The organism is Aliivibrio wodanis, from assembly GCF_052920805.1.
The window spans coordinates 2,962,115-2,988,615 of record NZ_JBREXA010000002.1 but is presented as its reverse complement, the minus strand read 5'-3'; the positions used below and the strand labels follow the sequence as shown (position 1 = coordinate 2,988,615).

20 protein-coding genes, 1 other RNA gene and 2 pseudogenes are annotated in these 26,501 nt (G+C 39.1%); 9 read left to right on the top strand and 14 right to left on the bottom strand.

What is annotated here, in order from left to right; genetic code table 11:
• Positions 1-62: 62 nt before the first annotated feature.
• The gene (locus ACU5DF_RS21895) at positions 63-557 is read left to right on the top strand and encodes a hypothetical protein (protein WP_446714164.1); all 495 of its coding nucleotides are present in this window, start codon (positions 63-65) and stop codon (positions 555-557) included.
• 137 nt (positions 558-694) lie between these two features.
• On the opposite strand, the gene phoU is transcribed toward ACU5DF_RS21895, so the two are convergent.
• From phoU to phoB, 7 genes are all read right to left on the bottom strand, one after another.
• Positions 695-1,393 carry a phosphate signaling complex protein PhoU gene (gene phoU, locus ACU5DF_RS21890; RefSeq protein ID WP_446714163.1) on the bottom strand — a complete coding sequence of 233 codons (699 nt, stop codon included), beginning with the start codon at positions 1,391-1,393 and terminating at the stop codon, positions 695-697.
• A 38-nt stretch (positions 1,394-1,431) separates the two neighbouring features.
• Positions 1,432-2,250 (bottom strand): phosphate ABC transporter ATP-binding protein PstB, encoded by an 819-nt coding sequence (gene pstB, locus ACU5DF_RS21885; protein WP_446714162.1) that lies wholly within the window; start codon positions 2,248-2,250, stop codon positions 1,432-1,434.
• A 4-nt stretch (positions 2,251-2,254) separates the two neighbouring features.
• Positions 2,255-3,778, bottom strand: coding sequence for a phosphate ABC transporter permease PstA (pstA, locus tag ACU5DF_RS21880; RefSeq protein ID WP_446714161.1), 1,524 nt, complete (start codon positions 3,776-3,778; stop codon positions 2,255-2,257).
• Between the two features lie 23 nt (positions 3,779-3,801).
• Positions 3,802-6,015, bottom strand: coding sequence for an ABC transporter permease subunit (locus tag ACU5DF_RS21875; RefSeq protein ID WP_446714160.1), 2,214 nt, complete (start codon positions 6,013-6,015; stop codon positions 3,802-3,804).
• A gap of 75 nt (positions 6,016-6,090) precedes the next feature.
• The gene (locus tag ACU5DF_RS21870; RefSeq protein ID WP_446714294.1) at positions 6,091-7,071 is read right to left on the bottom strand and encodes a PstS family phosphate ABC transporter substrate-binding protein; all 981 of its coding nucleotides are present in this window, start codon (positions 7,069-7,071) and stop codon (positions 6,091-6,093) included.
• A 15-nt stretch (positions 7,072-7,086) separates the two neighbouring features.
• Positions 7,087-8,385 carry a phosphate regulon sensor histidine kinase PhoR gene (phoR, locus tag ACU5DF_RS21865; RefSeq protein WP_446714159.1) on the bottom strand — a complete coding sequence of 433 codons (1,299 nt, stop codon included), beginning with the start codon at positions 8,383-8,385 and terminating at the stop codon, positions 7,087-7,089.
• Positions 8,386-8,417: 32 nt separating this feature from the next.
• Positions 8,418-9,110, bottom strand: a complete 693-nt coding sequence (phoB, locus tag ACU5DF_RS21860) for a phosphate regulon transcriptional regulator PhoB (protein WP_446714158.1) — start codon at positions 9,108-9,110, stop codon at positions 8,418-8,420.
• Positions 9,111-9,325: 215 nt separating this feature from the next.
• Here phoB and rdgC point away from each other — a divergent pair, with 215 nt between their 5' ends.
• The 3 genes from rdgC (at position 9,326) to ACU5DF_RS21845 (ending at position 12,124) form a co-directional block, all read left to right on the top strand.
• On the top strand, positions 9,326-10,237 hold the full coding sequence (gene rdgC, locus ACU5DF_RS21855) for a recombination-associated protein RdgC (RefSeq protein ID WP_446714293.1): 912 nt from the start codon (positions 9,326-9,328) through the stop codon (positions 10,235-10,237).
• 241 nt (positions 10,238-10,478) lie between these two features.
• Positions 10,479-11,870: a prephenate-dependent tRNA uridine(34) hydroxylase TrhP gene (trhP, locus tag ACU5DF_RS21850; protein WP_122034421.1), complete on the top strand. Its 1,392-nt coding sequence runs from the start codon at positions 10,479-10,481 to the stop codon at positions 11,868-11,870.
• A complete protein-coding gene (locus tag ACU5DF_RS21845) occupies positions 11,870-12,124 on the top strand; it encodes a YfhL family 4Fe-4S dicluster ferredoxin (RefSeq protein ID WP_045102757.1) in 255 nt (84 codons plus the stop codon). Before trhP ends, ACU5DF_RS21845 begins: the two co-directional genes overlap by 1 nt.
• Before the next feature lie 68 nt (positions 12,125-12,192).
• Here ACU5DF_RS21845 and ACU5DF_RS21840 read toward each other — a convergent pair whose 3' ends face one another.
• The 4 genes from ACU5DF_RS21840 to grpE form a co-directional block, all read right to left on the bottom strand.
• Positions 12,193-13,287 carry a DUF3541 domain-containing protein gene (locus tag ACU5DF_RS21840; RefSeq protein WP_446714157.1) on the bottom strand — a complete coding sequence of 365 codons (1,095 nt, stop codon included), beginning with the start codon at positions 13,285-13,287 and terminating at the stop codon, positions 12,193-12,195.
• 168 nt (positions 13,288-13,455) lie between these two features.
• Positions 13,456-14,601, bottom strand: a complete 1,146-nt coding sequence (dnaJ, locus tag ACU5DF_RS21835) for a molecular chaperone DnaJ (RefSeq protein WP_045102759.1) — start codon at positions 14,599-14,601, stop codon at positions 13,456-13,458.
• 316 nt (positions 14,602-14,917) lie between these two features.
• Positions 14,918-16,822, bottom strand: coding sequence for a molecular chaperone DnaK (gene dnaK / locus ACU5DF_RS21830; RefSeq protein ID WP_446714156.1), 1,905 nt, complete (start codon positions 16,820-16,822; stop codon positions 14,918-14,920).
• A gap of 216 nt (positions 16,823-17,038) precedes the next feature.
• On the bottom strand, positions 17,039-17,623 hold the full coding sequence (gene grpE / locus ACU5DF_RS21825; RefSeq protein WP_045102761.1) for a nucleotide exchange factor GrpE: 585 nt from the start codon (positions 17,621-17,623) through the stop codon (positions 17,039-17,041).
• Between the two features lie 174 nt (positions 17,624-17,797).
• Between grpE and nadK the strand changes: the two genes are divergently transcribed.
• From nadK to bamE, 3 genes and pseudogenes are all read left to right on the top strand, one after another.
• On the top strand, positions 17,798-18,682 hold the full coding sequence (gene nadK, locus ACU5DF_RS21820) for an NAD(+) kinase (protein WP_045102762.1): 885 nt from the start codon (positions 17,798-17,800) through the stop codon (positions 18,680-18,682).
• Between the two features lie 126 nt (positions 18,683-18,808).
• Positions 18,809-20,477 (top strand): annotated as a pseudogene (gene recN, locus ACU5DF_RS21815) (DNA repair protein RecN).
• A gap of 213 nt (positions 20,478-20,690) precedes the next feature.
• Positions 20,691-21,047 (top strand): outer membrane protein assembly factor BamE, encoded by a 357-nt coding sequence (gene bamE / locus ACU5DF_RS21810; protein ID WP_446714155.1) that lies wholly within the window; start codon positions 20,691-20,693, stop codon positions 21,045-21,047.
• A gap of 82 nt (positions 21,048-21,129) precedes the next feature.
• Here the strand turns inward: bamE and ACU5DF_RS21805 are convergent, their stop codons facing one another.
• From ACU5DF_RS21805 to ACU5DF_RS21795, 3 genes are all read right to left on the bottom strand, one after another.
• The gene (locus ACU5DF_RS21805; protein WP_446714154.1) at positions 21,130-24,381 is read right to left on the bottom strand and encodes a M66 family metalloprotease; all 3,252 of its coding nucleotides are present in this window, start codon (positions 24,379-24,381) and stop codon (positions 21,130-21,132) included.
• A gap of 320 nt (positions 24,382-24,701) precedes the next feature.
• The gene (locus ACU5DF_RS21800; RefSeq protein WP_446714153.1) at positions 24,702-25,013 is read right to left on the bottom strand and encodes an RnfH family protein; all 312 of its coding nucleotides are present in this window, start codon (positions 25,011-25,013) and stop codon (positions 24,702-24,704) included.
• Positions 25,000-25,437, bottom strand: a complete 438-nt coding sequence (locus ACU5DF_RS21795; RefSeq protein WP_045102766.1) for an SRPBCC family protein — start codon at positions 25,435-25,437, stop codon at positions 25,000-25,002. The genes ACU5DF_RS21800 and ACU5DF_RS21795 overlap by 14 nt, the downstream gene beginning before the upstream one ends.
• 101 nt (positions 25,438-25,538) lie before the next feature.
• Here ACU5DF_RS21795 and smpB point away from each other — a divergent pair.
• Positions 25,539-26,025: pseudogene (gene smpB, locus ACU5DF_RS21790) on the top strand (SsrA-binding protein SmpB).
• 71 nt (positions 26,026-26,096) lie between these two features.
• Positions 26,097-26,463: a transfer-messenger RNA gene (gene ssrA, locus ACU5DF_RS21785) on the top strand.
• Positions 26,464-26,501: the final 38 nt, after the last annotated feature.

Genomic DNA, 26,501 nt, shown 5'->3' with positions numbered 1-26,501 from the left:
CAAAACAATTAAAAATCAAACAGAGCACGGATGCTTAAAATCATTATGAGAGAGTATCCAATATGAAAAAATCACACCTAGTTCTTGCTATCGCAACTCTATTTAGCGCCAATACTTTTGCTAATGACTTCCACCTTTCTCCTGAAATTAAAATCGGTCCTTACGGCGGCTTTGGCATTCAAGCGGGTGTTACTGATGCTTTAGGCTTTGATGCGGCGTTTATCAGTTATGGACGAACCGTTTATAGCAGCTCTATGTATGATGAAACCATCGACTCATACCGTTTTGGTGTTCAACAAATGTTTGGCGTATCAAAAATGCATGGTATGCAGCTTGAGATCGGTCTTGCAGATTATGATGGTAAGAAAACTAAAAGTGGTGAAACTACAAAAGAAAGTGCATTAGGTTCAAGCATTGGCGCATCTTATGTTTTCCAAGCAACTGACCACCTAGGGTTAAGAGCGGGTGTTGACCTTAATTACTTCCCAATGAGTGAGACTTACATTCCTTATGATTTATCTACTAACTTCAATATTGGTATAACATTTACTTTTTAAGTAGCAATTTAATGATACCAGTTAGAATCACTTATTGAACAAGCTCTTATTTGGGTTGATATTATATAATGGTGCGATTTCATGGTAATGAAACCACCCCATTATTTTCAGGGCTAAAATCAAAGAGTAAAAGATTTTTATTTAATTACATCATCAATATTTTGATCACCAATATGACGAACATCTTTACCTTTCACAAAGTAAATAATATATTCACAAATATTCTGACAGCGGTCTCCCACTCGCTCAATAGCACGAGCAGCCCACATTACTTTCATCACACTCGGAATAGAGCTTGGATCTTCCATCATGTACGTCATTAATTGGCGAACTACCGCTTCATATTCGGCATCAATTCTATCATCAAATTTATATGCTTCCGTCGCTGCTTTTACATCCATTCGAGCATATGCATCAAGAACAGAGTGCATCATTTTTACCGACTGACGACCTAGCAACTCTAAAGAAACAAGTAATGAATGCTGCTTATTGGTAAAGTTTTCTAAAGATACTTTTGCGATTTGAGAAGCTACATCACCAATGCGTTCTAAATCCATAATGGTTTTAATAATAGCCATTACTAAACGTAGATCACTCGCTGTTGGCTGACGTTTTGCAATAATCCTTGTGCAGGCTTCATCAATAGCGACTTCCATAGCATTGACTTTATGATCTTCGTGCATCACACGTTTTGCTAATTCAGCATCGTGATTATGCAGCGCTTCCAATGCATAGGTAAGCTGCTGCTCAACCATACCTCCCATGGTTAATACATGAGTTCTAATAGCTTCTAGTTCGGAGTTGAATTGGCCTGATATATGTCGACCAAGTTGCATGGTATGTCCTTATTTTTAGTTTGACTATGATGAGCTAATTACCCATAACGGCCTGTAATGTAATCTTCTGTTTGTTTGTGCACTGGAGAAGTAAAAATGGTATTTGCATTACCATATTCAACCAATTTACCTTGATTAATAAAAGCCGTGTGATCACTCACTCGTGCAGCTTGCTGCATATTATGCGTCACGATAACTACGGTATATTTACTTTTTAGCTCATAGATAAGCTCTTCAATCGTCAGGGTAGAAATAGGATCCAATGCAGACGTTGGCTCATCTAATAATAATACTTCTGGCTCAATAGCTATTGCTCTAGCAATGACTAAACGTTGCTGCTGACCACCTGATAATCCAAAGGCATTTTCATGCAATCGATGTTTTACCTCATCCCATAATGCTGCGGCTTTTAATGCGTCTTCTACCGCTTCATCTAATATTCGCGCTTCTTTAATCCCTTGTAAACGTAAACCGTAAACAACATTCTCATAAATTGATTTAGGAAATGGATTTGGGCGCTGAAACACCATCCCGACACGACGACGTAATGAAGGGATATCAGTATTTGGTTGATAAATATCATCACCAAACAACTTAATTGAGCCTTTGATTTTGCAATTATCAACCAAATCATTCATTCGATTAATGCAGCGTAATAACGTAGATTTACCACAGCCTGATGGCCCAATAAACGCCGTCACTTGCCCTTTAGGTATGCGCATATCAATATTAGATAACGCAGGGGTTTTATCATACTTCAAACTGAGATTATTGATCTCTATCGCCGTATTTTCATCCGATAAATTATTTACGTCTATTGGCGATAAAAACGAGAGATCCGGTGATAATGAATACATATAATTACAACTCCAGTGTTCGATATTTCTCTCGTAGATTATTACGAATAGCGATAGCCGTTAGGTTTAATCCAATAATAACAGTGACCAACAAAAAAGCCGTCGCGTACACAATAGGCCTTGCTGCTTCCACATTTGGACTTTGGAAACCAACGTCATAAATATGATATCCAAGGTGCATAAATTTACGATCTAAGTGCAAATAAGGCGCAACATTATCTACAGGTAAAGAAGGAGCTAATTTCACAACACCGACCAACATCAGTGGTGCCACCTCACCAGCTGCCCTTGCCACCGCTAATATCAACCCCGTCATGATCGCAGGGCTTGCCATAGGCAAAACGATTTTCCACAAGGTTTCAAATTGAGTTGCCCCTAATGCTAATGAGCCATGGCGCACTGAACTTGGTATACGACTTAAACCTTCCTCTGTCGCCACAATAACAACAGGCAACGTTAAGATAGCCAATGTCAGTGCCGACCATAATAAACCCGGCGTACCAAACGTTGGCGTAGGCAGTTGGGTTGAATAAAACAGCTGGTCAATCGTCCCACCCACCACATAAACGAAAAAGCCTAAACCAAACACACCATAAACAATCGACGGCACACCAGCTAAGTTAATCACGGCAATACGGACTAACCTTGTTAGCATATTTGGCTTTGCGTATTCATGTAAATAAATTGCTGCTATCACACCTAACGGCATTACAATAACTGACATTAACAGAACTAATAAAATGGTACCAAAAATCGCAGGAAACACCCCTCCTTCCGAGTTAGCTTCTCTTGGATTTTCACTAACAAAATCATACAATGCCCCAAGCCAATGTATGATTTTTTCTTGTAAAGACATTGCATTAGGGAACCAGATACCAAGTACATTATCACTATTTAATTGATAAATAGTACCTTGCCCGTCTTTAAGTATCAGATAGCTATAATTTAACTGCGTTAAAATAGAGTCCACTTGCTGATTTAATAAACTCTCTTTTTTAACTTTCTCATTCTTGGATAAATCAGAGTTCGGTAAGTCATCAAGTAAACCATACAACTTATGTTGCTCTTGCTCTAACAGATCGACTTTAGCTTTTTCACTACGAACCCAAGATTCTGCTTGTTGACGCGTAAGCTCTAGCCCATTAGACGTTTCTATGATGGTGCCAAAAAACTTACCATGCTGAAGCCTATCAACAACAACAAGAGCAGAAGGCTTACTTACTGATTGGATCTTATCTTGATCGATATTAATAAAATCAAACCCATAAATATCTCGATTTCCTACCTTGATGATTAAACGCTCTTGATGCTCTGCATCTTTACCATGAAATTTTTCAACATCATACAATTGGCCGACAATAACCTTACCATCTATTGTGTGCCACTCTTGTAGTGGTGTAGGCCAAAAATAAGAGAGCCCTTTCCAACCAATCAGCAATAATATGCCAAGCACAGAAATCATGCTGATACTCACAGAACCTGCAGTCAACCATATCCAAGGAGATCCAGATTTAATCCAATGTTTCATTATTCACCGTCATATCGACCAACCTATAAACTGCGGTACTTTTCACGTAATCCTTGGCGTATCCATTCTGCCAATGAGTTAACGAAAAAAGTAAAAACAAATAATAAAAAGGCGGCTAAGAAAAGCATTCTAAAGTGAGTGCTTCCCATTTCAGATTCTGGCATTTCAATCGCAATATTCGCAGCAAGAGTTCTCATGCCTTCTAAAATATTACCGTCCATAATTGGGGTATTACCCGTTGCCATTAATACAATCATCGTTTCGCCTACCGCACGCCCTAATCCCATCATCACCGCAGAAAAAATACCAGGGCTTGCGGTCAACAAGACGACTTTAGTTAAGGTTTGCCATTGCGTCGCCCCTAATGCTAATGAGCCTTCAGATAAATGTTTAGGTACTGAAAAAATCGCATCTTCAGCAATAGTATAAATAGTAGGAATAATAGCCGCTCCCATCGCGATCCCTACCACCAATGCATTACGTTGATCGTAGCCAACCCTCCGATCACCAAGAAAGTGTCGTAAATCCCCATCAAATAACCAACTTTCAATCAAATAACCATATTGAAAAGTAAGATATCCAATTCCAATTAGCGCAGGAATAAGTAGGATTGCATGTTGACCTCTAGGTAATTTCCTCATGATATGAGCAGGTAATATGTGCCAAATAAACGCAATAATGATCATACTCAAAGGGAAGAATACAAATAAACTAAAGACGGCAACTAAATTATTTTCAACAATAGGGGCAAGCCAAATACCCGCTAACAAACCAATAATCACCGTAGGTAATGCTTCCATTATTTCAATGGTTGGTTTGACATATCGACGAACATTGGCAGACATGAAATACGCCGTATAAATTGCACTACCAATGGCTATCGGACCTGCAAAAATTAAAGCATAAAAGGCAGCTTTAAGTGTACCAAACGCCAGTGGCATTAAACTGAATTTAGATTCAAAATCATCGTTAGCTGCGGTTGATTGCCAAATATAAGCCGGCTCTGGATATCCTTCATACCATATTTGTCCAAAGACAGATTGCATACTGACTTCTGGATGAGGGTTTGTTACTTCAAAACATTCCCACCCTTTTGGAGTCAAAACAATAAGCTTTTCTGCATTCGGTGGTTGAGTAACAGCAAGTACCTCATCATTAAATAAGTGCTGACGATAAAGTCTTTTTTCTGTCGTGGTATGAATAAGTGACAAATTCCCTTTTTCATCAATAACACTGACACCTTTTCGATATACTTCTGGTGATAACTGCGAAATTGGCGTACCAAAATCAAAAGTACGGATCAGCGTTAATCGACGCTTTTCATCACTTATCGTATCAAACCATTGGGACAATGTACCATTTTCAAACTGAACCAAAACCGAATGAGCACCGGATAATAATGTCAGTTTTTGTGCTGATTCTTTTAACGGAATACGTTCACGTAAATTGGCTTGATGATCTTTTAACATCCACACTTGAAGTTCATGCTGATACAACAAATACAAAAAATCATTATTAGGGGTTATCACCATTGAAAGTAAGGCATCAATTTTATCTGAACCAGTTTGCTCAAATGTGATAGGTACTGCTTCCCATACCGTTTCTCCTGTCATTTGATTAACCACACTATCAAGCTCTATACCTAATAAACGTTCATCTTGTGTTTTAGCTAAAATAACGCCTTCTGTTGCGGTTAGGCTTAATGCTAATTGGGTTAATGCTTGCTGTTTTTCATCCACTTTAATCACAGGAAATGGCGCAAACTTTTCAACTAGAGGAATAAGTTGGCGATTACCTTTTGAATAATTGGTTTGAAAACCAATTTGGGCAAACTGAACCTGCCCTTTATCATCACCAAATGCAAACCAATCTTGGCTTTCAATCGTTGAGGTAAAGGCTGTTGCATTTTTAATGATTTGTTGTTCACTCACTAATTTTTTATTAATGAGATCAATAAACTCAACACGCCCAGTATCATCAATACGATACGCCATTTCCCCTTGCTCATCTGAGCCTATTGCTAGCGTGTTATCATGGTAAGAAACGGTATATTGGGAAGTAGGTTCAACATTCACTGAAGTAAAAATAGGAGCAATAACCGCTAATAAATAAAAGCAAATAAGCATAAGGGCTGCGATGATCCCTACGCCACTGGATTTCACCCACACGCGCATAATCAGATCAACAACACGGCGTTGTTTATCTCGAATTCTCTGATTAGGTTTGGCGTATGCCATGATGGATTAACCTCTGTACTTAATTATTGATAGCCATTTTATATTTCATTATGTGAGTGACACTATAATGACAGTTTAGTGTAAATCTAATTTGGATAATTCTTGTAAAACAAATCGCTCAGATAGTGCAATGTACCCATCTTGCTCTACTCTTTTTTGTCCATTAGCAGAAAGCATATAACGAATAAACTCTGCTTCTAAAGGCTTAAGCTTTGCTGTTGGCGGCTTATTTATGTAGATATATAAGAAGCGAGCTAAGGGATATTTACCACTGGTTATATTATCCGTTGTTGGCTCAATGTAATCTGTTCCTTCTTTACTGATGGGCAATAATTTCACTCCAGACATTTGATAACCAACGCCTGAATAACCAATACCATTAACAGAAGCGGAAATGCCTTGAACCACTGAAGCAGAGCCCGGCTGCTCATTAACATTGACCTTAAAATCTCCGTCACACAGTGCATTATTTTTAAAATAACCATAAGTACCAGAAACTGAATTACGACCAAACAGTTGAATTTGATGCGTAGCCCAACGAGCCTTGATTCCTAAATCTTTCCACCGATTAATCGGTTTTAACGCACCACAACGTAATGTGGCTGAAAATATGGCATCAAGTTGAATAAAGTCTAACCCTTTAATGGGGTTATCCTGATGAACAAAAATTCCGAGGGCATCAATAGCAACTCGGATTTCAGTAGGTGGGTAACCAAATTGTCGTTCAAAAGCGGCTTTTTCACTTTGCCGCATTCGCCGACTCATTGGCCCAAATTGTGCCGTACTTTCAATAAGAGCAGGAGGAGCGGTTGATGACCCTGATGCTTGAATTTGAATATTAACTCTGGGATAGACCCGTTGAAAATCTTCCGCCCAAAGTGTCATCATATTTGCGAGAGTATCAGAACCGATGGAAGACAAATTACCAGAGATACCAGATACACGTTCATAATGAGCTAACTTTCCATCATAAGAATAGGCATTATGTATAAACCCCAACCAAAGTAATCCCACAGGGATCAAACCCCGTAGCCATCTTTGTTGTTTGCTAGACATAATGTTCATGAGGCCCTATTTTAATATCAATTTCTTTGGAAGAACAAATGAGAAGGTGCTACCTTTGCCCAATTGGCTCTGAATTTCTAATTGCGAATCGTGATGACTAAGTGCATGTTTTACAATGGCAAGGCCAAGACCACTCCCGCCCGTATCTCTTGAACGCGCTTTATCTACCCGATAAAAGCGCTCTGTTAAACGAGGGATGTGCTGTGGCTCAATTCCTTGACCAGAATCCGTTACCGTTAAAAGTGCGCCAGATTGTGCTTTTTTCCACTCAACCATAATCTCTGCGCCATCAGTAGTATGCTTAACCGCGTTATACACTAAGTTTGAAATCGCACTGCGTAATTGGTCTTCATCACCTTGTACTTTAAGATCATGATCCACATTAAAAGTAATGATATGCTTTCTTTCACCACTGAGCGCAAGCGCTTCTTTTTCTAAAATATCTAACATAGATGGCACATCAACACGATCTTCTAACATTGAGGTTGCAGCCGCTTCTATTTTTGATAACGTAAGTAGCTGCTCAACTAAACCTTCCATTCGAGACAATTGCTCAGTCATCACACCATGCGCTCGATTCCACATTGGTCCAACAAGCATCTCAGGGTCTTCTGACATTTCTAGATAACCACGAAGTACCGTCATAGGGGTTCGTAATTCATGAGACACGTTAGCAAAGAAGTTACGGCGCATTCCCTCTAATTGCTTAATTTGGGTAACATCACGCACCACCATCAAATATTCACCTTCACTGTACGGCACAATACGGATCTCAAGTGTCTTATCTGTGTTAATTGGTGAGGGCATATCTAATGGAATATCAAAATGCTGAGCCATTAAATATTGAACAAAATCAGGTGTGCGGATCAAATTAGTAATCGGCTGTCCTGAATCACTAGGCCAACGAAAACCCAGTAAAGATTGTGCCAAGGTGTTACACCACACAATATTACCTTCATGACGAAAAACCACCACCGCATCAGGCAGCGCTTCAGCCCCTTGCCTAAAGCGACGAATTAACGTTGATAATTCTTTACGACGCTTTTTATGTCTTTTTTGTAAACGATAAGTCTCATCAAAAATAGGCTCCCAACTTCCTGACGCTGAGGGAGGCGTTGCCTTACGCCCTTCATGCAACCAATGAGACATTTTAATTTGGTTATGCAAATGCCAAATTAATAAAATAAATGAAGCAATAAACAATAATGGCCATAACGCATCAAACAGATACCCGACAATAACCCAAGGTACATAGAAAAAAGCCAGTTCACCGGCCATTTTTTTCCATGAAAGACGTTCAACCATGTATTTTATCCTTCACTTATAGTTATTATGATTTACGACGTTTGAACAGAGAAACGATAACCTGCACCACGAACGGTTTGCACTAAACGATCATGACCTTCCGCCTCTAACGCTTTACGAAGACGACGAATATGAACATCAACAGTGCGATCTTCTACGTACACATTAGTACCCCACACGTTATTCAATAGCTGTTCACGGCTATACACTCGTTCTTGATGCGTCATAAAGAAATGCAGCATTTTAAATTCAGTTGGCCCCATATCTAACGGCTTATCATTCGCTGTAACACGATGAGAAACAGGGTCTAATTTCAAACCTTGTACATCAATCAATTCTTCAACAGAGGTAGGTGATACACGACGAATAACCGCTTTTAAACGCGCCATTAATTCTTTTGGTGAGAATGGTTTAGTTATGTAATCGTCCGCACCGACTTCAAGGCCTCGAACTTTATCTTCTTCTTCACCACGAGCGGTTAGCATTACCACTGGGATCTTTTTAGTGAACTCATCACGCTTAAGGTGTTTAATCAAATTGATGCCTGAGCCACCTGGCAACATCCAATCTAACAAAATTAAATCAGGGTAAGGTTCGCAGAGTAAACCAAGCGCAGTATCATAATCTTCTGCTTCAATTGGTTCATAGCCTTTCTGCTCTAAAACAAAGCACAGCATTTCACGAATTGGGGCTTCATCTTCTACGACAAGGATCCTTCTAGACATTATCTTTTACCTAAGTTAACCAACAAAAATGTGTGACGCTATTATTAAAGGTAATTATGACACTTTTGTGACCATTGAAAAGAAAAGTTCATAAATTCATCATTGATTTTCAACCTTATGGGTATTTCCCCAAAATCCCGAAAACTCTACAAGCATAATGTGTCAAAATCTCCTATCATAAGCGCACTTAAAAAAGACAGGAATTCAACAGCATGATGTGGTTTAAAAATTGTTTAATTTATCGTTTTACAAAAGAAGTTGACCTCAATCCTGAGCAACTTGAAAAACAACTGAACGATTTTCGTTTCACACCTTGTGGCAGCCAAGATATGCAAAAGTTTGGCTGGGTAACTGCAATGGGCCGTCATGGTGATATGCTGACTCACGTAGCAAGCAAAAATATTCTTATCTGTGCTAAGAAAGAAGAGAAGATGTTGCCTGCGTCTGTGATTAAAGAATCAATGAATGCAAAAATTGATGCTATGGAGCTTGAACAAGGTCGCCCTCTTAAGAAAAAAGAGAAAGACTCTATCAAAGATGACATCGTAATTGATCTTCTTCCTCGTGCATTCAGTAAACACCAACAAACCTACGCATTAATCTTGCCTGAATCTGGCTTTATTATTGTTGATGCAGGTAGTTACAAAAAAGCGGAAGACGTATTAGCGTTGCTTCGTAAATCTATCGGCAGCTTACCTGTTGTTCCTCTTACTTCAACGCAACCTATTGAAAATGCATTAACTGAGTGGGTTAAAACAGGCACGACTCCTCAAGGTTTTGAAATGGGTGAAGAAGCGGAACTAAAAGCAATTTTAGAAGATGGCGGCGTGATCCGTTGCAAGCAACAAGAATTAGTATGTGATGAGATCCATGCTCATATTGATGCGAACAAAGTTGTGACTAAGTTAGCACTAACTTGGCAAGACCGTTTAGAGTTCATCCTTGCTGATGATTTATCATTAAAACGCCTTAAATTCAGCGATGATGTAAAAGATCAAAACGAAGATATTGGTTTTGAAGATAAAGCAGCACGTTTTGATGCTGATTTCTCTTTAATGAGCTCTGAACTTGATGCTCTGCTACCTGATCTTTTCAAAGCTCTTGGTGGCATTGAAGAGAAAGAATAAGACGATACGCTTCACTAACTATAACGCTTCGCGTCTAGAAACTATAAAAGCAATACGCTGTCTGCTCTTATAGTTTCTAGTTAGCGTAGCGTATAGCTCCTAGGCTAATGCCCCTATAAAATACAAGCTCAATTTTGCTAATCCCTAGCACTTCCCTCACTTTCCATGTAAAATCCGGCCTCCTTCATATCCATGTGATATGACCTGACCTGAGATCAGAATACAACATTGGGAAGCAATCATGTTTAAACCAGAACTACTTTCGCCTGCGGGCAGCCTTAAAAATATGCGTTATGCGTTTGCCTACGGTGCAGATGCGGTTTATGCAGGCCAGCCACGTTACAGCCTTCGTGTTCGTAACAATGAATTCAACCATGAAAACCTAGAAATCGGCATTAACGAAGCGCACGCGCAAGGTAAAAAGCTGTATGTGGTATGTAATATCCAACCACATAACTCAAAATTAAAAACCTTCATTCGTGATTTAGAGCCAATTGTAGCAATGGGCCCTGACGCCTTAATCATGTCAGATCCTGGTTTAATCATGATGGTTCGTGAAGCTTTCCCTGAAGTAGTTATTCATCTGTCAGTTCAAGCTAACGCAGTTAACTGGGCGACAGTGAAATTCTGGTCTACTCAAGGTGTTGAGCGTGTGATCTTATCTCGTGAATTATCACTAGAAGAAATTGAAGAGATCCGTGAACACTGTCCTGATACAGAACTAGAAATTTTTGTACACGGTGCATTATGCATGGCGTACTCTGGTCGCTGCCTGCTTTCTGGTTACATGAACAAGCGCGATCCAAACCAAGGTACATGTACTAATGCATGTCGTTGGGAATACAAAGCTGAAGAAGCAAAAGAAGACGAAAACGGTCAAATCGTTGAAGCTAATCCTACAGGTGTTGAGATCCAAGATGTGGAGGTTCAAAACGAGCGTCCAGATAACACATTAGGTCTAGGTAAACCAACGGATGAAGTCGTTCTTCTTTCTGAAGCACATCGCCCTGAAGAGAAAATGGCAGCATTTGAAGACGAGCATGGTACTTACATCATGAACTCTAAAGATCTTCGTGCTATCCAACACGTAGAGCGTCTAACGAAGATGGGTGTTCACTCTCTTAAAATCGAAGGTCGTACTAAGTCTTTCTACTACTGTGCTCGTACTGCTCAAGTTTATCGTAAAGCGATTGATGATGCGGTTGCTGGTAAACCATTCGATGAAAGCCTAATGGGGACGCTAGAGAGCCTAGCTCACCGTGGTTACACTGAAGGTTTCCTACGTCGTCACACACATGATACGTACCAAAACTACGATTACGGTTACTCTATCTCTGACTCTCAACAATTCGTTGGTGAGTTCACAGGTAAACGTCGTGGTGATTTAGCGGAAGTTGATGTTAAAAACAAATTCCTAGTGGGTGACTCAGTTGAGATCATGACTCCACAAGGCAACTTAACACTGACACTAGAAGTGATGGAAAACCGTAAGAGCGAAGCAGTTGATGCAGCAAAAGGCAACGGCCACTTTGTATTCATCCCTGTTCCTGCAAACGTTGATTTAGAATACGGTCTTCTAATGCGTAACTTACACACGGGTGAAGATACTCGTAACCCACACGGCAGTAAGTAATGGCGTTATTGATCAATAAAAAATGCATCAACTGTGATATGTGTGATCCTGAGTGTCCAAACGAAGCGATCACCATGGGCGACAAGATCTACGAAATTAATCCAGATCTCTGTACTGAATGTAAAGGCCATTACGATGTTCCTACCTGTCAGTCGGTTTGCCCAATCAACAATTGTGTCGTTTCAGATCCAAACAACGTAGAAACAGAAGAAGAGTTATTAGAAAAATTCGTTAAGCTTCAAGGCCTAGCGTAATAACAGCTAATCACTTGAACTGATTGAAATAAAAACGCCCAGCGATATCATTATCTCTGGGCGTTTTTTTATTTTTTCACAAGACCATAGGGCTTACTTTTAAATACCTTTGGTTCATTTTGAATCGTTGGCGCGGCATGTGGCGTTTGCCAATCAAGCAACATTATCGCTAACACATTACGATGCTCACCATCAGTTAAATCAGTACTATTTGATGTAGATGGCACCATATTCTTCTCACGGTTAATCGCATCTTGAATATGTTTTTGCATTTTATAAACTACAGGATCATTTTCTAACCCTGCCAGTAAGAAGGTAATTCCTACTTCTGAAATAATGTCTTCTTTGGCTCTTTCTAAAATAGTATCAATATTATTACGCAGGTAATCGTATATCCATTGATGATCAGACTCTTTTAATGGATATTGATAATATTGAGAATCAGCCAATAAAATATGCGTTAATCCGTAGATTTTATTACCATATTGCTGCTTAGTAAGTTCTGTATCTTTCTCATCTGGATAAGCTAATTTAAACGCTTCTACAAAATCATCAACCACATCTTGTTCACCCAATTGACGTAACCAATAGACTTGGTTTGCTAGTTGAGCTGCCCACGCTTTTATCATCGCTTCATCTGTCGCGTATTTTTTAAAATCATAACGACGAATGATCTCACGCAGTTCTTTATCATTCCGATGTTTTAATCCGTACTCGTCGGCTCTTGCCATTGAACCAAGTAAATCGACACCAAGATAAAAATATTCAGGCATAGATTTAGTCGCTTGATAACGCAACATACTGCGAACATCAGTATCATCTACATAGGTACTTAAGCGTTTCTTTGAGTACGCTTCAATCTGTTTCGGCGTATGAACTTCTGAAGAGAATTGATTAAGTCGACTTGCCACTCGCGCCATATCAGACCAAACCGCCGCTGAATATTTAGGATCCATCGTTTGACGGTACATGCGTAAACCATAATGGCCCGCTTTAAATGCAGATAAGGTATAGAGCTGAGTTTCATAGGTGTGACGGATAGAGGCTGCGTCTTGCTTGAAACTAGGAGTTGTTCTTCCACTTTCCATAATTTCAGCGTTAGCAATGGTTGAACTTAATAATAAAACAGCGAATAGCGGCCATTTATTTTTAAAGATGCTCATAAATTGATTCTCAAGATCCGTATAATAGGACAAATTAATTGGTCACATAATAAGCTAACTGTATTATAGTAAGTCAAAAAAGTGTAAAAAATAAAGCTATAGATATAAAAAAGCCCCAATAATAAACCATTGTTATTATTGAGGCTTTAAATTATGGATTAACTAAAATTATTTAGTTAAATCATCAAAAAAGTTCTTAACACCAGATAAGAAACCTTCTGATTTAGGATTGTGCTTCTTCGCATCTTTTCCATCAAATGATTCTTGGAACTCTTGCAGAAGTTCTTTTTGACGTTTCGTTAGCTTAACTGGAGTTTCAACAATCAGCTTAACGATTAAGTCACCCGCACTATGAGTACGAACGCCTTTCACACCTTTACCACGCATACGGAACATACGTCCCGTTTGAGTTTCTAAAGGCACTTTTAAGCTTACACGGCCATCAAGAGTTGGAACTTCAACTTCGCCACCTAATGCAGCCATCGTAAAGCTTACTGGTACTTCACAGTATAAGTTGTTACCGTCACGCTCAAAGATATTGTGCTCTTTTACATGAACTTGTACATACAGATCGCCTGCCGGAGCACCATGCTCTCCCGCTTCACCTTCATTAGATAGACGAATACGGTCGCCAGTATCAACCCCTGATGGGATCTTAACATTAAGCGTTTTAGTCTTTTGTACTCGACCTTCACCATGACAAGAATTACATGGGTCTTTAATAATCTTGCCTTTACCGTGACAAGTAGGACAAGCCTGTTGCACAGCAAAGAAACCTTGGCGCATTTGAACTTGGCCGTGACCATGACAAGTGCTACAAGTTGATGAAGAGGTTCCTTTCTTAGCGCCTGTACCTTCACATGGATCACAAGAAACTAATGTTGGTACTTCAATTTCTTTATCACAACCACGAACTGCTTCTTCTAGCGTAAGTTCCATGTTGTAACGTAAATCTGAACCGCGCTGTGCACGTTGTTGACCACCGCCACGACGGCCGCCACCAAAAATGTCACCAAACACATCACCAAAGATATCGCCAAAGTCACCTTGACCGCCGCCAAAGCCGCCGCCACCGCCCATACCACCTTGTTCAAAGGCTGCATGACCGTATTGATCATAAGCTGAACGCTTTTGAGCATCCGTTAAGATCTCATACGCAACTTTTACTTCTTTAAACTTTTCTGGCGCAGTTTCATCACCCTGATTACGGTCAGGGTGAAATTTCATCGCTAGACGTTTATAGGCTTTCTTAATATCACGCTCAGAAGCATCACGGCTTACACCCAATACTTCATATAAATCACGTTTAGACATGCTTTGGTCACCAATTTTTGATACCGCCGGTTACTACACCATCGGCATGAGTTCAATCTAGATAATCAGGTTCAACGTTCGAGAATGATTATCTAGATTGACCTATTAATTACGAATTTGCGGGCGGTAGAGAAAACTCCAACGCCCGCAATATATTTTCAACGAAGAATTCTAATAAAAAACATCAGTTTCTAATTAGAAATAATTGTTGATTTATAAGCTAGAAAGTTTGAGTCCAAGGAGGAAGCGCGGAGTTTGCGAACGCAAATGAGCACTTCCGACACAGGAATCGAGCTTTCTAGCGACTAAATCTCAATTATTTGTCTTTAACTTCTTCGAACTCAGCGTCTACTACATCATCTTCTTGCTTAGGTTGCTCACCCGCTTCAGCACCTTGTTGTGCTTGAGCTTTCTGTTGAGCGATTTCCATTAGCTTTTGTGCTGCTTGCATTAGCTCTTGAGTTTTCGCATCGATAACTTCTTTATCATCACCAGATTTAACTTCTTCTAGTGCTTTGATTGCTGCTTCGATTTTTTCTTTCTCGTCAGCTGGAAGTGCATCGCCTGCTTCTTCGATTTGTTTCTTCGTACCGTGGATCATTTGATCCGCTTGGTTACGTGCTGTTACTAGCTCTTCGAACTTTTTGTCCGCGTCTTTGTTAGCTTCAGCTTCTTGTACCATTGCTTCGATTTCTTCAGGAGTTAAGCCACCAGATGCTTTGATAGTGATCTTCTGCTCTTTGCCTGTTGTCTTATCTTTTGCAGATACGTTTAAGATACCATCAGCATCTAGATCGAAAGTTACTTCGATTTGTGGCATGCCACGTGGTGCTGCTTGGATACCTTCTAGGTTAAATTGACCTAGAGATTTGTTGTATGTCGCTTGCTTACGCTCACCTTGAAGTACGTGGATTGTTACCGCACTTTGGTTATCTTCAGCCGTTGAGAACGTTTGGTCCGCTTTAGTTGGGATCGTTGTGTTCTTCTCGATTAGTTTAGTCATTACACCACCCATCGTTTCGATACCGAAAGATAGAGGAGTAACATCTAGAAGAAGTACATCTTTAACGTCACCAGCTAGTACGCCACCTTGAACTGCAGCACCCATTGCTACTGCTTCATCAGGGTTTACGTCACGGCGAGCTTCTTTACCGAAGAAATCAGCAACTTTAGCTTGAACCATAGGCATACGTGTTTGGCCACCAACTAGGATTACGTCAGTGATTTCGCTTACTGATAAATCAGCATCAGCTAGAGCAACTTTTAGTGGTTCAAGAGTACGAACTACTAGGTCTTCAACTAGAGATTCTAGTTTTGCACGCGTAACTTTAACGTTCATGTGCTTAGGACCTGTTGCATCAGCAGTAACGTAAGGAAGGTTTACGTCAGTTTGTTGAGCTGAAGACAGTTCAATCTTCGCTTTTTCTGCTGCTTCTTTAACACGCTGCATTGCTAGAGGATCAGTTTTAAGGTCGATGCCTTGCTCTTTCTTAAACTCATCTACTAGGAAGTTGATCATACGGTTATCGAAATCTTCACCACCTAGGTGAGTGTCGCCGTTTGTAGCAAGAACTTCGAAAGTTTGCTCGCCATCAACGTTGTCGATTTCAATGATAGAAATATCGAATGTACCACCACCAAGGTCGTATACTGCGATAGTGCGATCGCCGCCTTTTTTGTCTAGACCGTAAGCTAGCGCTGCTGCTGTTGGTTCGTTGATGATACGTTTAACATCAAGACCTGCGATACGGCCAGCATCTTTCGTTGCTTGACGTTGAGCATCGTTAAAGTAAGCAGGTACAGTTACTACTGCGCCAGTTACTTCTTCGCCTAGGAAATCTTCAGCTGTTTTCTTCATTTTCTTAAGAATTTCAGCAGAAACTTGAGGAGCAGCCATTTTTTGACCTTGCGCTTCAACCCAAGCATCACCGTTATCAGCTTTAACGATTTTGTACGGCATGATTTCGATATCACGTTGAACTTCTTCGTCTTCAAAACGACGGCCGATCAGACGCTTAATCGCAAATAATGTGTTTTGTGGGTTAGTAATCGCTTGACGTTTAGCTGGCTGACCTACAAGAGTTTCGCCATCTGTGTATGCAATTACCGATGCCGTTGTACGTTCACCCTCTGCATTCTCTAAAATACGTGGCGTGTCGCCATCTAAAACAGCAACACAAGAGTTAGTTGTACCTAAGTCAATACCAATGATCTTACCCATCAGGTTCTCTCCAATTATCTATTTAAACTTATCCAAAACAACTTGAATAAGGGTTGGGACTGAATCCCATAATTCATTCTATGACTAATTAATAAGGGCGCTAAATCACAATTCAAGGGATACAATAAAAAAAATCAATTTTATTTTCACCAGAACAAAAAAAACGACATCATCTCTGATGCCGTTTTATTTATTGTGACTATTTAATCGCAGCTATTATTGAGCAACCATAACCATTGCTGGGCGAAGTACTTGCTCATTTAATGAGTAGCCTTTTTGCATCACAATCATTACTGTGTTTGACTCATGCTCTGGACTTGCTTGCATACCAATAGCTTGATGAAGCTCAGGGTTAAATACTTCACCAACAGGGTTAATCATCGTAAGACCAAACTTTTCAACGGTTGAAATAAACGTTTGTAGTGTTAATTCAACGCCTTCAAGCAATGCTTTTGCCGCTTCATTTTCTTTATCGCCATTCTCAAGAGCACGCTCTAAATTATCAATAACAGGAAGTAGCTCACCTGCGAATTTTTTCAACGCATATTTACGCGCTTTATCGATATCGCCTTCAGCACGACGACGTACATTTTGCTCTTCAGCTTTTGCACGTAAAACCGCATCTTGCTGGTCTTTAAGCTGCGCTTGAGTTGCAAGTAATGCCGCTTCTAGTTCCGCAATTTTTGCTTCTTGGTTATCTTCTGAAGATTCATTCCATTCAACATCGCCTTCAGTACCAACCGCTTCAATATGATCTTCAACTACGACTTCTTCGTTTACTTTTTTATCTTCGTTATTCATTACTGCTTCTCCAGAATGCTAATGACTAGCTATAAAGCGATCTTAATATAAACCAAGGCGTCGCTCTATAAGCAAATTAAAACTTTGTCATTATTATGGGGACTAAATAAAGCGATTCAAGCATAATAGTACTAATTGTAACATTTGTTGCCCATTTCATGACGGATGATGGATATGAAAACAGCCTTTAACGTTATCGCAATCATTGGTAAACCAAGAGATCCAAGTGCCGTAAAAACACATTTAGCCCTCTATCACTGGCTCACTGGATTAAACTATCCAGTATTAATAGATGATCGTTTACGTGAGGCGCTACCTGATATCCCTGATGACTGTTTTAATCATCTCTTAAAGCTAGGTGAACTAGCCGATCTCGCCATTGTTATTGGTGGTGACGGCAATATGCTTGGCGCTGCTCGTGTCCTATCTCGTTTTGATATTTCAGTCATTGGAGTTAATAGAGGGAACCTTGGTTTCTTAACTGATCTTGATCCTGATAATTTTAAAGTACCACTAGAAGCCGTATTAAATGGTGAGTTTGTTAAGGAAGAACGCTTTTTATTAGAAGCTGAAGTTCATCGCCATGGGCAAGTAAAAAGCCACAACTCCGCCTTTAATGAGGTGGTTCTTCACCCTGGGCAAGTCGCCCATATGATTGAGTTTGAAGTTTATATTGATGACAGTTTTGCCTTCTCACAACGATCTGATGGGTTGATAATCTCAACACCTACTGGCTCAACTGCATATTCTTTATCTGGTGGTGGACCAATCCTTTCACCTAACCTGAATGCTATTTCGATTGTACCTATGTTTCCACACACCCTTTCAAGTCGACCATTAGTTGTTGAGGGAAAGCGTCATATTAAATTATTTATTTCGCCCGATAATCGCAATGCATTAGAAGTCAGTTGTGATGGACAAGTATCTTTACCTGTTAGTCCTGGTGATGAAGTACATATTTATCAAAGTCCAAGTAAGCTAAAACTTATCCACCCAAAAGATTATAGCTACTATCATGTACTTAGAAATAAGCTTGGTTGGTCAAGTAAACTATTCTAATCTCGCTACATAAATAAAGATAAGCTATTCACAAAAAGTTAATTTAGACTTTACTGTATAAAGAAACAGTATATACTGTTTCTTTATACAGTGTTTTTAGTGTTTGAATTTCACAGAGAATGGCTTATGTTGGCACATATCAAAATTACTCATTTCGCAATTGTAAAATCATTAGAGCTTGATTTAACTAAAGGCATGACCACCATTACTGGTGAGACTGGCGCAGGTAAATCTATTGCAATTGATGCTCTTGGTTTATGTTTAGGTGATCGCGCTGAAGCTTCTATGGTTCGCCAAGGAGAAGAGAAAGCAGAGATCACCGTACTCTTCACATTAGAAAATAACCTTAATGCCAAGCGTTGGTTAGAAGATAATGAACTCTATGATGGTAATGAATGTATTTTACGCCGAGTCATTACTAAAGAAGGCCGTTCTCGCGGCTTTATTAATGGTAGCCCTGTTCCTGCAACACAGCTTAAAACATTAGGTCACTTATTAATTAATATTCATGGCCAACATGCACACCATGAATTAATGAAACCTGAATATCAGTTAAATATGCTTGATCAATACGCAGGGCACGTTTCCCTACTAAATAAAACACGTAGCCGCTATCAAGCATGGCGACAAGCTGATAATTCTTTAAAACAACTCATCAAGAACAGTCTGCAAAATGAAGCACAAAAGCAATTAATCGAATATCAAATAAAAGAACTAAATGAATTAGCTCTAGGCGAAGAAGAGTTTGCACAGTTAGAAGAAGAGCATACACGCCTGTCTAACTCTGGTGATTTAGTTGAGCACTGTCAACAAGCTATTTCTATACTTTATGAAGGTGACGACGTTAATGCATTACAGCAACTTCAACATGCAAATAACCACCTTCAGCAACTGGGTCAGCTAGACCCTCAACTGGCTCCTTTATCTGAAATGCTTAATGAAGCGATGATTCAAGTTGAAGAAGCAAATCATGAGCTTAAAAATTATTTAGATTGTATTGATGTTGATCCTGCACAAATAGCCTTTGTTGAAGAACGATTCAGCAAAGTCATGTCGATGGCAAAGAAACACCACGTACTTGCTGATGAATTGTATGAACACCATCAACAACTATTAGCTGAATACGATCGCCTTGATTGTTCAGATGAAAAACGTGAACAACGCGAGCAAGAAGTTGAAGAGCTAAAACAGCACTTCTTAGAAGCCGCCCATAAACTGACTAAGAGTCGCCAGCGTTACGCCAAAGAGCTAAACAATAAAATAACCGAAAGCATGCAAACATTAAGCATGGAAAAAGCGGTATTCGATATTCAGATTGAAAGTGATGGCGTTAATAAAATATCACCACTTGGGATTGATACTCTTTGCTTTAAAGTCTCAACCAACCCAGGCCAACCATTACACCCAATTGCAAAAGTTGCCTCTTGGTGGTGAGTTATCTCGTATCTCTTTAGCGATTCAAGTAATTACGGCTCAGAAAGTAGATACACCAAGCCTTATTTTTGATGAAGTAGATGTGGGTATTAGTGGGCCAACCGCTGCTGTAGTAGGAAAAATGCTACGCACTCTTGGAGAATCGACTCAAGTATTATGTGTTACGCATTTACCTCAAGTAGCAGGTTGTGGGCATAACCAATTATTTGTTGCTAAGCATACCGACTCAGGAAAAACAGAAACTCAAATGCGAGCATTAAGCACTGAAGAGCGCATTGAAGAGCTAGCCCGTTTATTAGGTGGTACACAAATAACAGACCATACTTTAGCTAACGCAAAAGAGCTACTAAATGCTGCTTAACTCTAATTTGTAGCTCTATAGATAAATTATCGCCAATATCTAACTTAAGATATTGGCTTTTTTATACCCGTAGATCTTTAAAAATCTATACGAGAATGCAACTAGATTCAAAAATTAGGGTCAAAACTCATCAGAACTAGCTTAACCTTTTTACTTATTAGGTCAGCTTGTTTATCATCTATTCATTATTTTAAAGGCTAAGCTGTACGAACTATGCAATTCAAAAAATGGATCATTGCTCTACCCCTTGCTGTAGGGCTTTTGGGTGGTTGCTCGCTATTAGAGCCATTGGTATATCGAATCGATATAGCCCAAGGTAACTACGTCGAACAGGAAGCCGTCGATAAACTGCGATTTGGCATGACAAAAAAACAAGTACAGTTTGTTATGGGCTCACCAATGCTTGTTGAGTCAGGATACCCAAATACTTGGTATTATATTTATAATTTCACAAAAGGGCATAATGACTCAATTCAAAAGGACTTAGTTGTTCACTTTGATGATAATGGTAATTTAACCAGTCTTGATGGTGTATTTCCAATGAGTGACAATTTCTTTGAGAAAATCTAGTTTTCTTTTAAGAAGTTAAAACACAAAAAACCGGATATCGTTGAACGATATCCGGTTTTTTATTTTTACTCGTTATAAAGTATTACAAAGTTACATTTAACTTCACGTAACGAGGAATATTATGTCCCGAATTTTGAGGATCGCGTGCATTAACCACCATTTCAATAAAGTACTTTCCTGATTTTATCCCCGGATTATCACTTTTATAGAAAGAGAGCTTCAACTTCGCTTCTTTATCACCACCTAAAGTATCATTCATTTGGTAATTACCTAATTCTGTTACCTTCTGTGCTCTAAACTTAATTGATGTTGGGCGATTTGATGTAGAAGACATTGCATACGCACGTACTAATGAATAACCTTCTTCCCCATTCGTTATCGGGCTCTTAACACCATAAATAGTAGTACTTAGTGATAAGAAATACAGATTTTGACGGTATCCATCGGTAATCCAACTACTTGTAATTGCCGATTGACCATCTTTCAAGCTTACCTTCCACATAGCACGTTCACTATTATCTACCGGTGGATTAGTAGGTAATTCTGGTTCAATCGGATCTGCAGGAACTATTATTTCACCATCAATAACTTCTGATGGTAGTTCCTCAGTAAACTTCAAGCTCGATGCTTTATCATTAAAGTTATCAATCCAACCAGCACTTTCGTTAACCAGTACACTTAATCCTTCTCCAAAATTAGACTTATCAAATAGTCGAACTTCTGCACCGTTATAAAGTTTAATCGAACTTAAACCATTATTAGGTGAAAGCTGAGATACACTCTCACTATAACACTGAGGTGTACCTCCAAAATCACCATGAGGATAAACACAAGCTAATGGTGTCATACGAGCACTTGAACCGATATCATCAAACTCACTTAATTCAGCACGATCCTCACTAATAGTAAGCTTATCTCCTGTAATATATTTCCCTGATAATAGATCAATCATCGCGCCATTAAAGACTCTTACCGATCGAACATCGCCTTCAAAAGGAAGTTGCTCTAACTTATCGGTAAAACACATCTCTCCACCTTGGAAATTAGGTGCTTGATATACACACGCATAAGGTTCACGTGTATCAATAATTTTAATACTAGTTGCTGTATCATTTGATCCTGTCATAAATGACATATCATCTCGGAATAAACGACTAATACCTGTAAAGTCTTTACCTTCATAAGTTATCGCAATCGTTTCATTACCAAGCTTGATAGAACTTGCATTATTATCCAGTAATAATTGCGCAGTATCTTGCTCTATAACTTCTGTTTTACCTTGATAATTACCATGTTGATAAATCGTTACGCTTGATTTCACTTGTTGATAAGCAAACTCTTCACCAATTATCACTGCCTCATAAGGTTCAACCTCAGGTTTAGAGATTACACTTGAATCAAGTTCTTTAATGCCAAAAGCATCGTATGGCATCTCTTCAATTAATTGAGTGTATTCTGCTTTAAAATCGGCTTCATAACCTCTAAATTTCCAATTTGCATTTGAACCATTACCGCTAGGAAAATACCAATATCCATTTTTCGTTAACTCAAAATAACGCTGTCCATCACCAGTACGATAAATATCTCCAATATCTCCCTGGCGGCTATACGACCATTCTTTAAAGTCATTTGTACCAAGTTGCTCTGTACGCCATGACTCATAATTAGCCATTGTATCTTGCTCAGGACAACTAATCGTAGCTGACACAGGATTACGTTCAGTCGCTACATTGAAGTGAAACTTATTCATGTGACCATCACGCAAGGTTAGGCCATCTACGCCGACACGCTGTACATCTCCATTTTTATAAGTAACATCAACCCAGCACTGGCCTCCTTTTACTTCGCCAAAATTATATACATACCCAAAGCTGCCATTTAATGCAGGATAAATATAAGTATTATTTTCGCCTTTAGGATCGTAGAAGCCAACGAGCGTAGTAACAGGAACACCAAACTCAGCCGGTTTTAGACGCTTCTTATCTTGCATCTCAACCATTTTTTTCTGGTCTTCATCCCAGATCATATAACCTGTTGATGATGATTCACTAATGCGGCCTGTTTTTTCAAATCGTTGTTGAACTCGTTTCTGCGTATAACCTGTATGTAGCGTATATTGAGATAACGGTGAGCTTGCACTGCCACTAGCCATGGTATCTGTATTAAATCTATAAATACCTGCAAATGGAGGGGTCTCATAGCCCTGAACTGATGCATTCCCAGTACGAGTCCAGAAGAAGTTTGCAATAAAACGCGCATTAAAAGCATCCCAACCCCATCCTGTATTTTCATTTTGAGTTGACCACATACCACCACCAGGGTAGTGCCCCATTCCAAATGCATGACCTAATTCATGGCTAAATTCATTACCTACTGAATTATGTAATGTTGCCATTCCATTACCACCACTTAAACCATGGTCAATAATACCATTGGTGTATTTACCACGACCTACATGTACTACATATTGATTAAAATACTGTGGTTGCCAGTGCGCAAATCCATCACTTGACGTAATACCAAAATTGGCATTATCAATACCCATTGATATTAGATTTTTCCCTATATTTTCACGCATATCACCGCTATATACCCCACCCTCAACAGCACTTGTGTCGGTATAAATAGTCCCATCAGAAAGAACAATCTTCTCAAAAAACATCGGGGAATAATTACCCACAATAATTTTAGATACAGGGACTTTTTGAAAGTAATCCGCAACTAACTTCGGCTCTTTCTCAAATCGATGCTCTTCTCTTGGTGGTGTTAGCATTCCCAAACGAATATTTTGAATCATGATTTCATTTTCACCACCAATATCAATGGTAGTTAAATGTCCTTCATTACCTAATTGATCAACAAAACTTAACTGTAAACCAGGCTCTAACCAACTCCATGGCATAGATGCACTCCATGCATTTTTAGAATAAGTAACATCAGGTAATTCAGCCGTTGGTTTTGCTGCCTTATCAGCTTTTGGTAATAGTTTAGGTTCTGAAAGATTTAATTTTCCTAAAATTTCACCATTAGAATTACGAGCAATAAGTAAAACAGAAGATATATTCTTTTGTTCCTCAGATGGCATAAACATAATTAGGGTACGTCGATTACTGATTAAGCGTGGCATTTCCTGCTCAAAATTTCCAACAGGATCAATGGTGTGAGTTTGAGCAAACTTCACCATACCTTGTAAGCTGCCAGTTAAACTGTTTTGCTGTTCACTTTGAGATAGAAAACTGAGTGTTTCAAGAGGGGTTATCAAAGTAGCATAACTATTAACTGATAGCGCACTACCAATTAAAGCTGCAAGAAGACTGATCTTTTTTAATTTCATCGTAAACCTTTGCTTTTTTATTATAGAAAAATAAATATCGCTCAGTGAGCGTTAACAAAGGAAGCCTAACTAAAGAGCCTCAATAATAAATAAAACCAATAAATTTAACGAACTAACATCACAAAAATAAAACCGATCAAAAACAATAACTTACAATAACCACCAACAAATAAAATAGTTATAACTGTGACTTAAATCGCAAATAAAACCCCAATAATGAAACAATGTTATCTATAATCCATTTATAAGATAAATGTATATTCATAAAAAATGCCCACCAATAAAATATTGATAGGCATCTATAATAAAATAAGATAAATCTACTTTTTCGCCGCTTCTTTCTTCGCTTGCTCTGCTCTTTTTCGTCTAATTTCTTTTGGGTCTGCAAGTAAAGGACGATAAATTTCAATACGATCTTTATCTCGAATAGTGGCATCCAATTTTATATTACGACTAAATACGCCAACTTTATTTACATTTAAATCGATATCAGGGTATCGCTCTAACACACCAGATTGCTGAATAATCTCTTGTACTGTCTGTTCAGCTTTAACAGCAAGTTTGAAAACAACCTGCTCTGTCGGTAAGGCATATACCACTTCAACGTGGATCATCTCATTAATCGTTAACATAAACCTGTTTCGCTCTTTTAGTGAATGAATTCACCATATTATTAGTAAGCTCTTGAAATACTTTACCAAATGCCATAGCAACTAACGCATTCGTAAATTCAAACTCTAATTTTAATTCTACTTTACACGCAGTTTCATCTAGTTCCATAAAATGCCAGCCGCCAGTTAACGATTTAAAAGGCCCATCCACTAAATTCATACCAATAATTTTAGAATCAACCAAATTATTTTTGGTCGTAAATGTTTTTTTTATGCCTGCTTTAGCTACATCCACAGACGCAATCATCGCCCCATCGCTCTGTTCAATAATCTTAGAACCTGAGCACCCTGGTAAAAACTGAGGGTATGATGCAACATCATTGACTAAATCGTACATCTGCTTTGCGCTAAACGGCACTAATGCAGATCGGCTAACCTGAGGCATAAATTATCCTTTACATTATAGAGGTAGGCATCATACCATCTTGATGTTAAGAGCCAAACTACTTCCCCTACTCTCAACTAATAACGTATAATGTGGGCATTATGGCAAAGAAAAAATCTAAAGATAAAGCGGGCAGTAATACCATTGCTATGAACAAGCAAGCTCGCCACGGAATATTTCATTGAAGATGAAATCGAAGCTGGGGTTGAACTCCAAGGCTGGGAAGTTAAATCTCTTCGTTCTGGTAAAGTGAATATCGCGGAAAGCTACGTTTATGTTCGCGATGGTGAAATTTTTATTAGTGGTATGAATATTACCCCACTACAAGCAGCGTCTACTCATGTTATTGCGAATCCAACACGTATTCGTAAATTACTGATGAGCCGTAAAGAAATTGATAACCTTATTGGCCGTGTAAACCGTGAAGGTATGACACTAGTAGCAACAACAATGTATTGGGTTCGCTCTTGGGCAAAGATCAAAGTTGGCGTAGCTAAAGGTAAAAAACTGCACGATAAACGTACAGATTCAAAAGAAAAAGACTGGAACCGAGATAAAGCACGAATTATGAAGAGTAGTTTGCGTTAATTTCAACCAGTTAGACTGATACTAGCTAGACAGACGCTGTTTTTCTGTTAATATCATCTGGTAACAACTTTGGGGCTGATTCAGGATTCGACGGGAATTTTGAAACCCGAGGAGCATGTCGTGGGGCGGTTGGCCACGTAAAAAGCCGCAAAAAAATAGTCGCAAACGACGAAAACTACGCACTAGCAGCTTAATAACCTGCTCAGAGCTCTCCTGCCCTAGCTTCCGTTTGTAAGACGGGGAATAACAGGGGATCAAACCCAAACGAACTAGAATGGATTCTCCCACCTGAGAGATGAAGTTCGAATTATAATTCAGGTTAGCCATAAGATAGCGTGTCGGTTCGCAGTTTTACGGTGAAATTAAAGATCGACTAAACATGTAGCGCCAACGGTGAACGATTTTCGGACGGGGGTTCAAATCCCCCCAGCTCCACCAAACGTTTGGAAAAGCCCAACTTCGAAAGAGGTTGGGCT

Coding starts and splice junctions, on each gene's coding strand:
- ACU5DF_RS21840 (WP_446714157.1), bottom strand. CDS start 13,287: ATGAGCATCTTTAAAAATAAATGGCCGCTATTCGCTGTTTTATTATTA.
- ACU5DF_RS21845 (WP_045102757.1), top strand. CDS start 11,870: ATGGCGTTATTGATCAATAAAAAATGCATCAACTGTGATATGTGTGAT.
- nadK (WP_045102762.1), top strand. CDS start 17,798: ATGAAAACAGCCTTTAACGTTATCGCAATCATTGGTAAACCAAGAGAT.
- ACU5DF_RS21875 (WP_446714160.1), bottom strand. CDS start 6,015: ATGGCATACGCCAAACCTAATCAGAGAATTCGAGATAAACAACGCCGT.
- pstA (WP_446714161.1), bottom strand. CDS start 3,778: ATGAAACATTGGATTAAATCTGGATCTCCTTGGATATGGTTGACTGCA.
- grpE (WP_045102761.1), bottom strand. CDS start 17,623: ATGAATAACGAAGATAAAAAAGTAAACGAAGAAGTCGTAGTTGAAGAT.
- phoU (WP_446714163.1), bottom strand. CDS start 1,393: ATGCAACTTGGTCGACATATATCAGGCCAATTCAACTCCGAACTAGAA.
- ACU5DF_RS21870 (WP_446714294.1), bottom strand. CDS start 7,071: ATGTCTAGCAAACAACAAAGATGGCTACGGGGTTTGATCCCTGTGGGA.
- phoR (WP_446714159.1), bottom strand. CDS start 8,385: ATGGTTGAACGTCTTTCATGGAAAAAAATGGCCGGTGAACTGGCTTTT.
- dnaJ (WP_045102759.1), bottom strand. CDS start 14,601: ATGTCTAAACGTGATTTATATGAAGTATTGGGTGTAAGCCGTGATGCT.
- phoB (WP_446714158.1), bottom strand. CDS start 9,110: ATGTCTAGAAGGATCCTTGTCGTAGAAGATGAAGCCCCAATTCGTGAA.
- bamE (WP_446714155.1), top strand. CDS start 20,691: ATGCAATTCAAAAAATGGATCATTGCTCTACCCCTTGCTGTAGGGCTT.
- ACU5DF_RS21895 (WP_446714164.1), top strand. CDS start 63: ATGAAAAAATCACACCTAGTTCTTGCTATCGCAACTCTATTTAGCGCC.
- ACU5DF_RS21800 (WP_446714153.1), bottom strand. CDS start 25,013: ATGTTAACGATTAATGAGATGATCCACGTTGAAGTGGTATATGCCTTA.
- dnaK (WP_446714156.1), bottom strand. CDS start 16,822: ATGGGTAAGATCATTGGTATTGACTTAGGTACAACTAACTCTTGTGTT.
- rdgC (WP_446714293.1), top strand. CDS start 9,326: ATGTGGTTTAAAAATTGTTTAATTTATCGTTTTACAAAAGAAGTTGAC.
- ACU5DF_RS21805 (WP_446714154.1), bottom strand. CDS start 24,381: ATGAAATTAAAAAAGATCAGTCTTCTTGCAGCTTTAATTGGTAGTGCG.
- ACU5DF_RS21795 (WP_045102766.1), bottom strand. CDS start 25,437: ATGCCTCAGGTTAGCCGATCTGCATTAGTGCCGTTTAGCGCAAAGCAG.
- pstB (WP_446714162.1), bottom strand. CDS start 2,250: ATGTATTCATTATCACCGGATCTCTCGTTTTTATCGCCAATAGACGTA.
- trhP (WP_122034421.1), top strand. CDS start 10,479: ATGTTTAAACCAGAACTACTTTCGCCTGCGGGCAGCCTTAAAAATATG.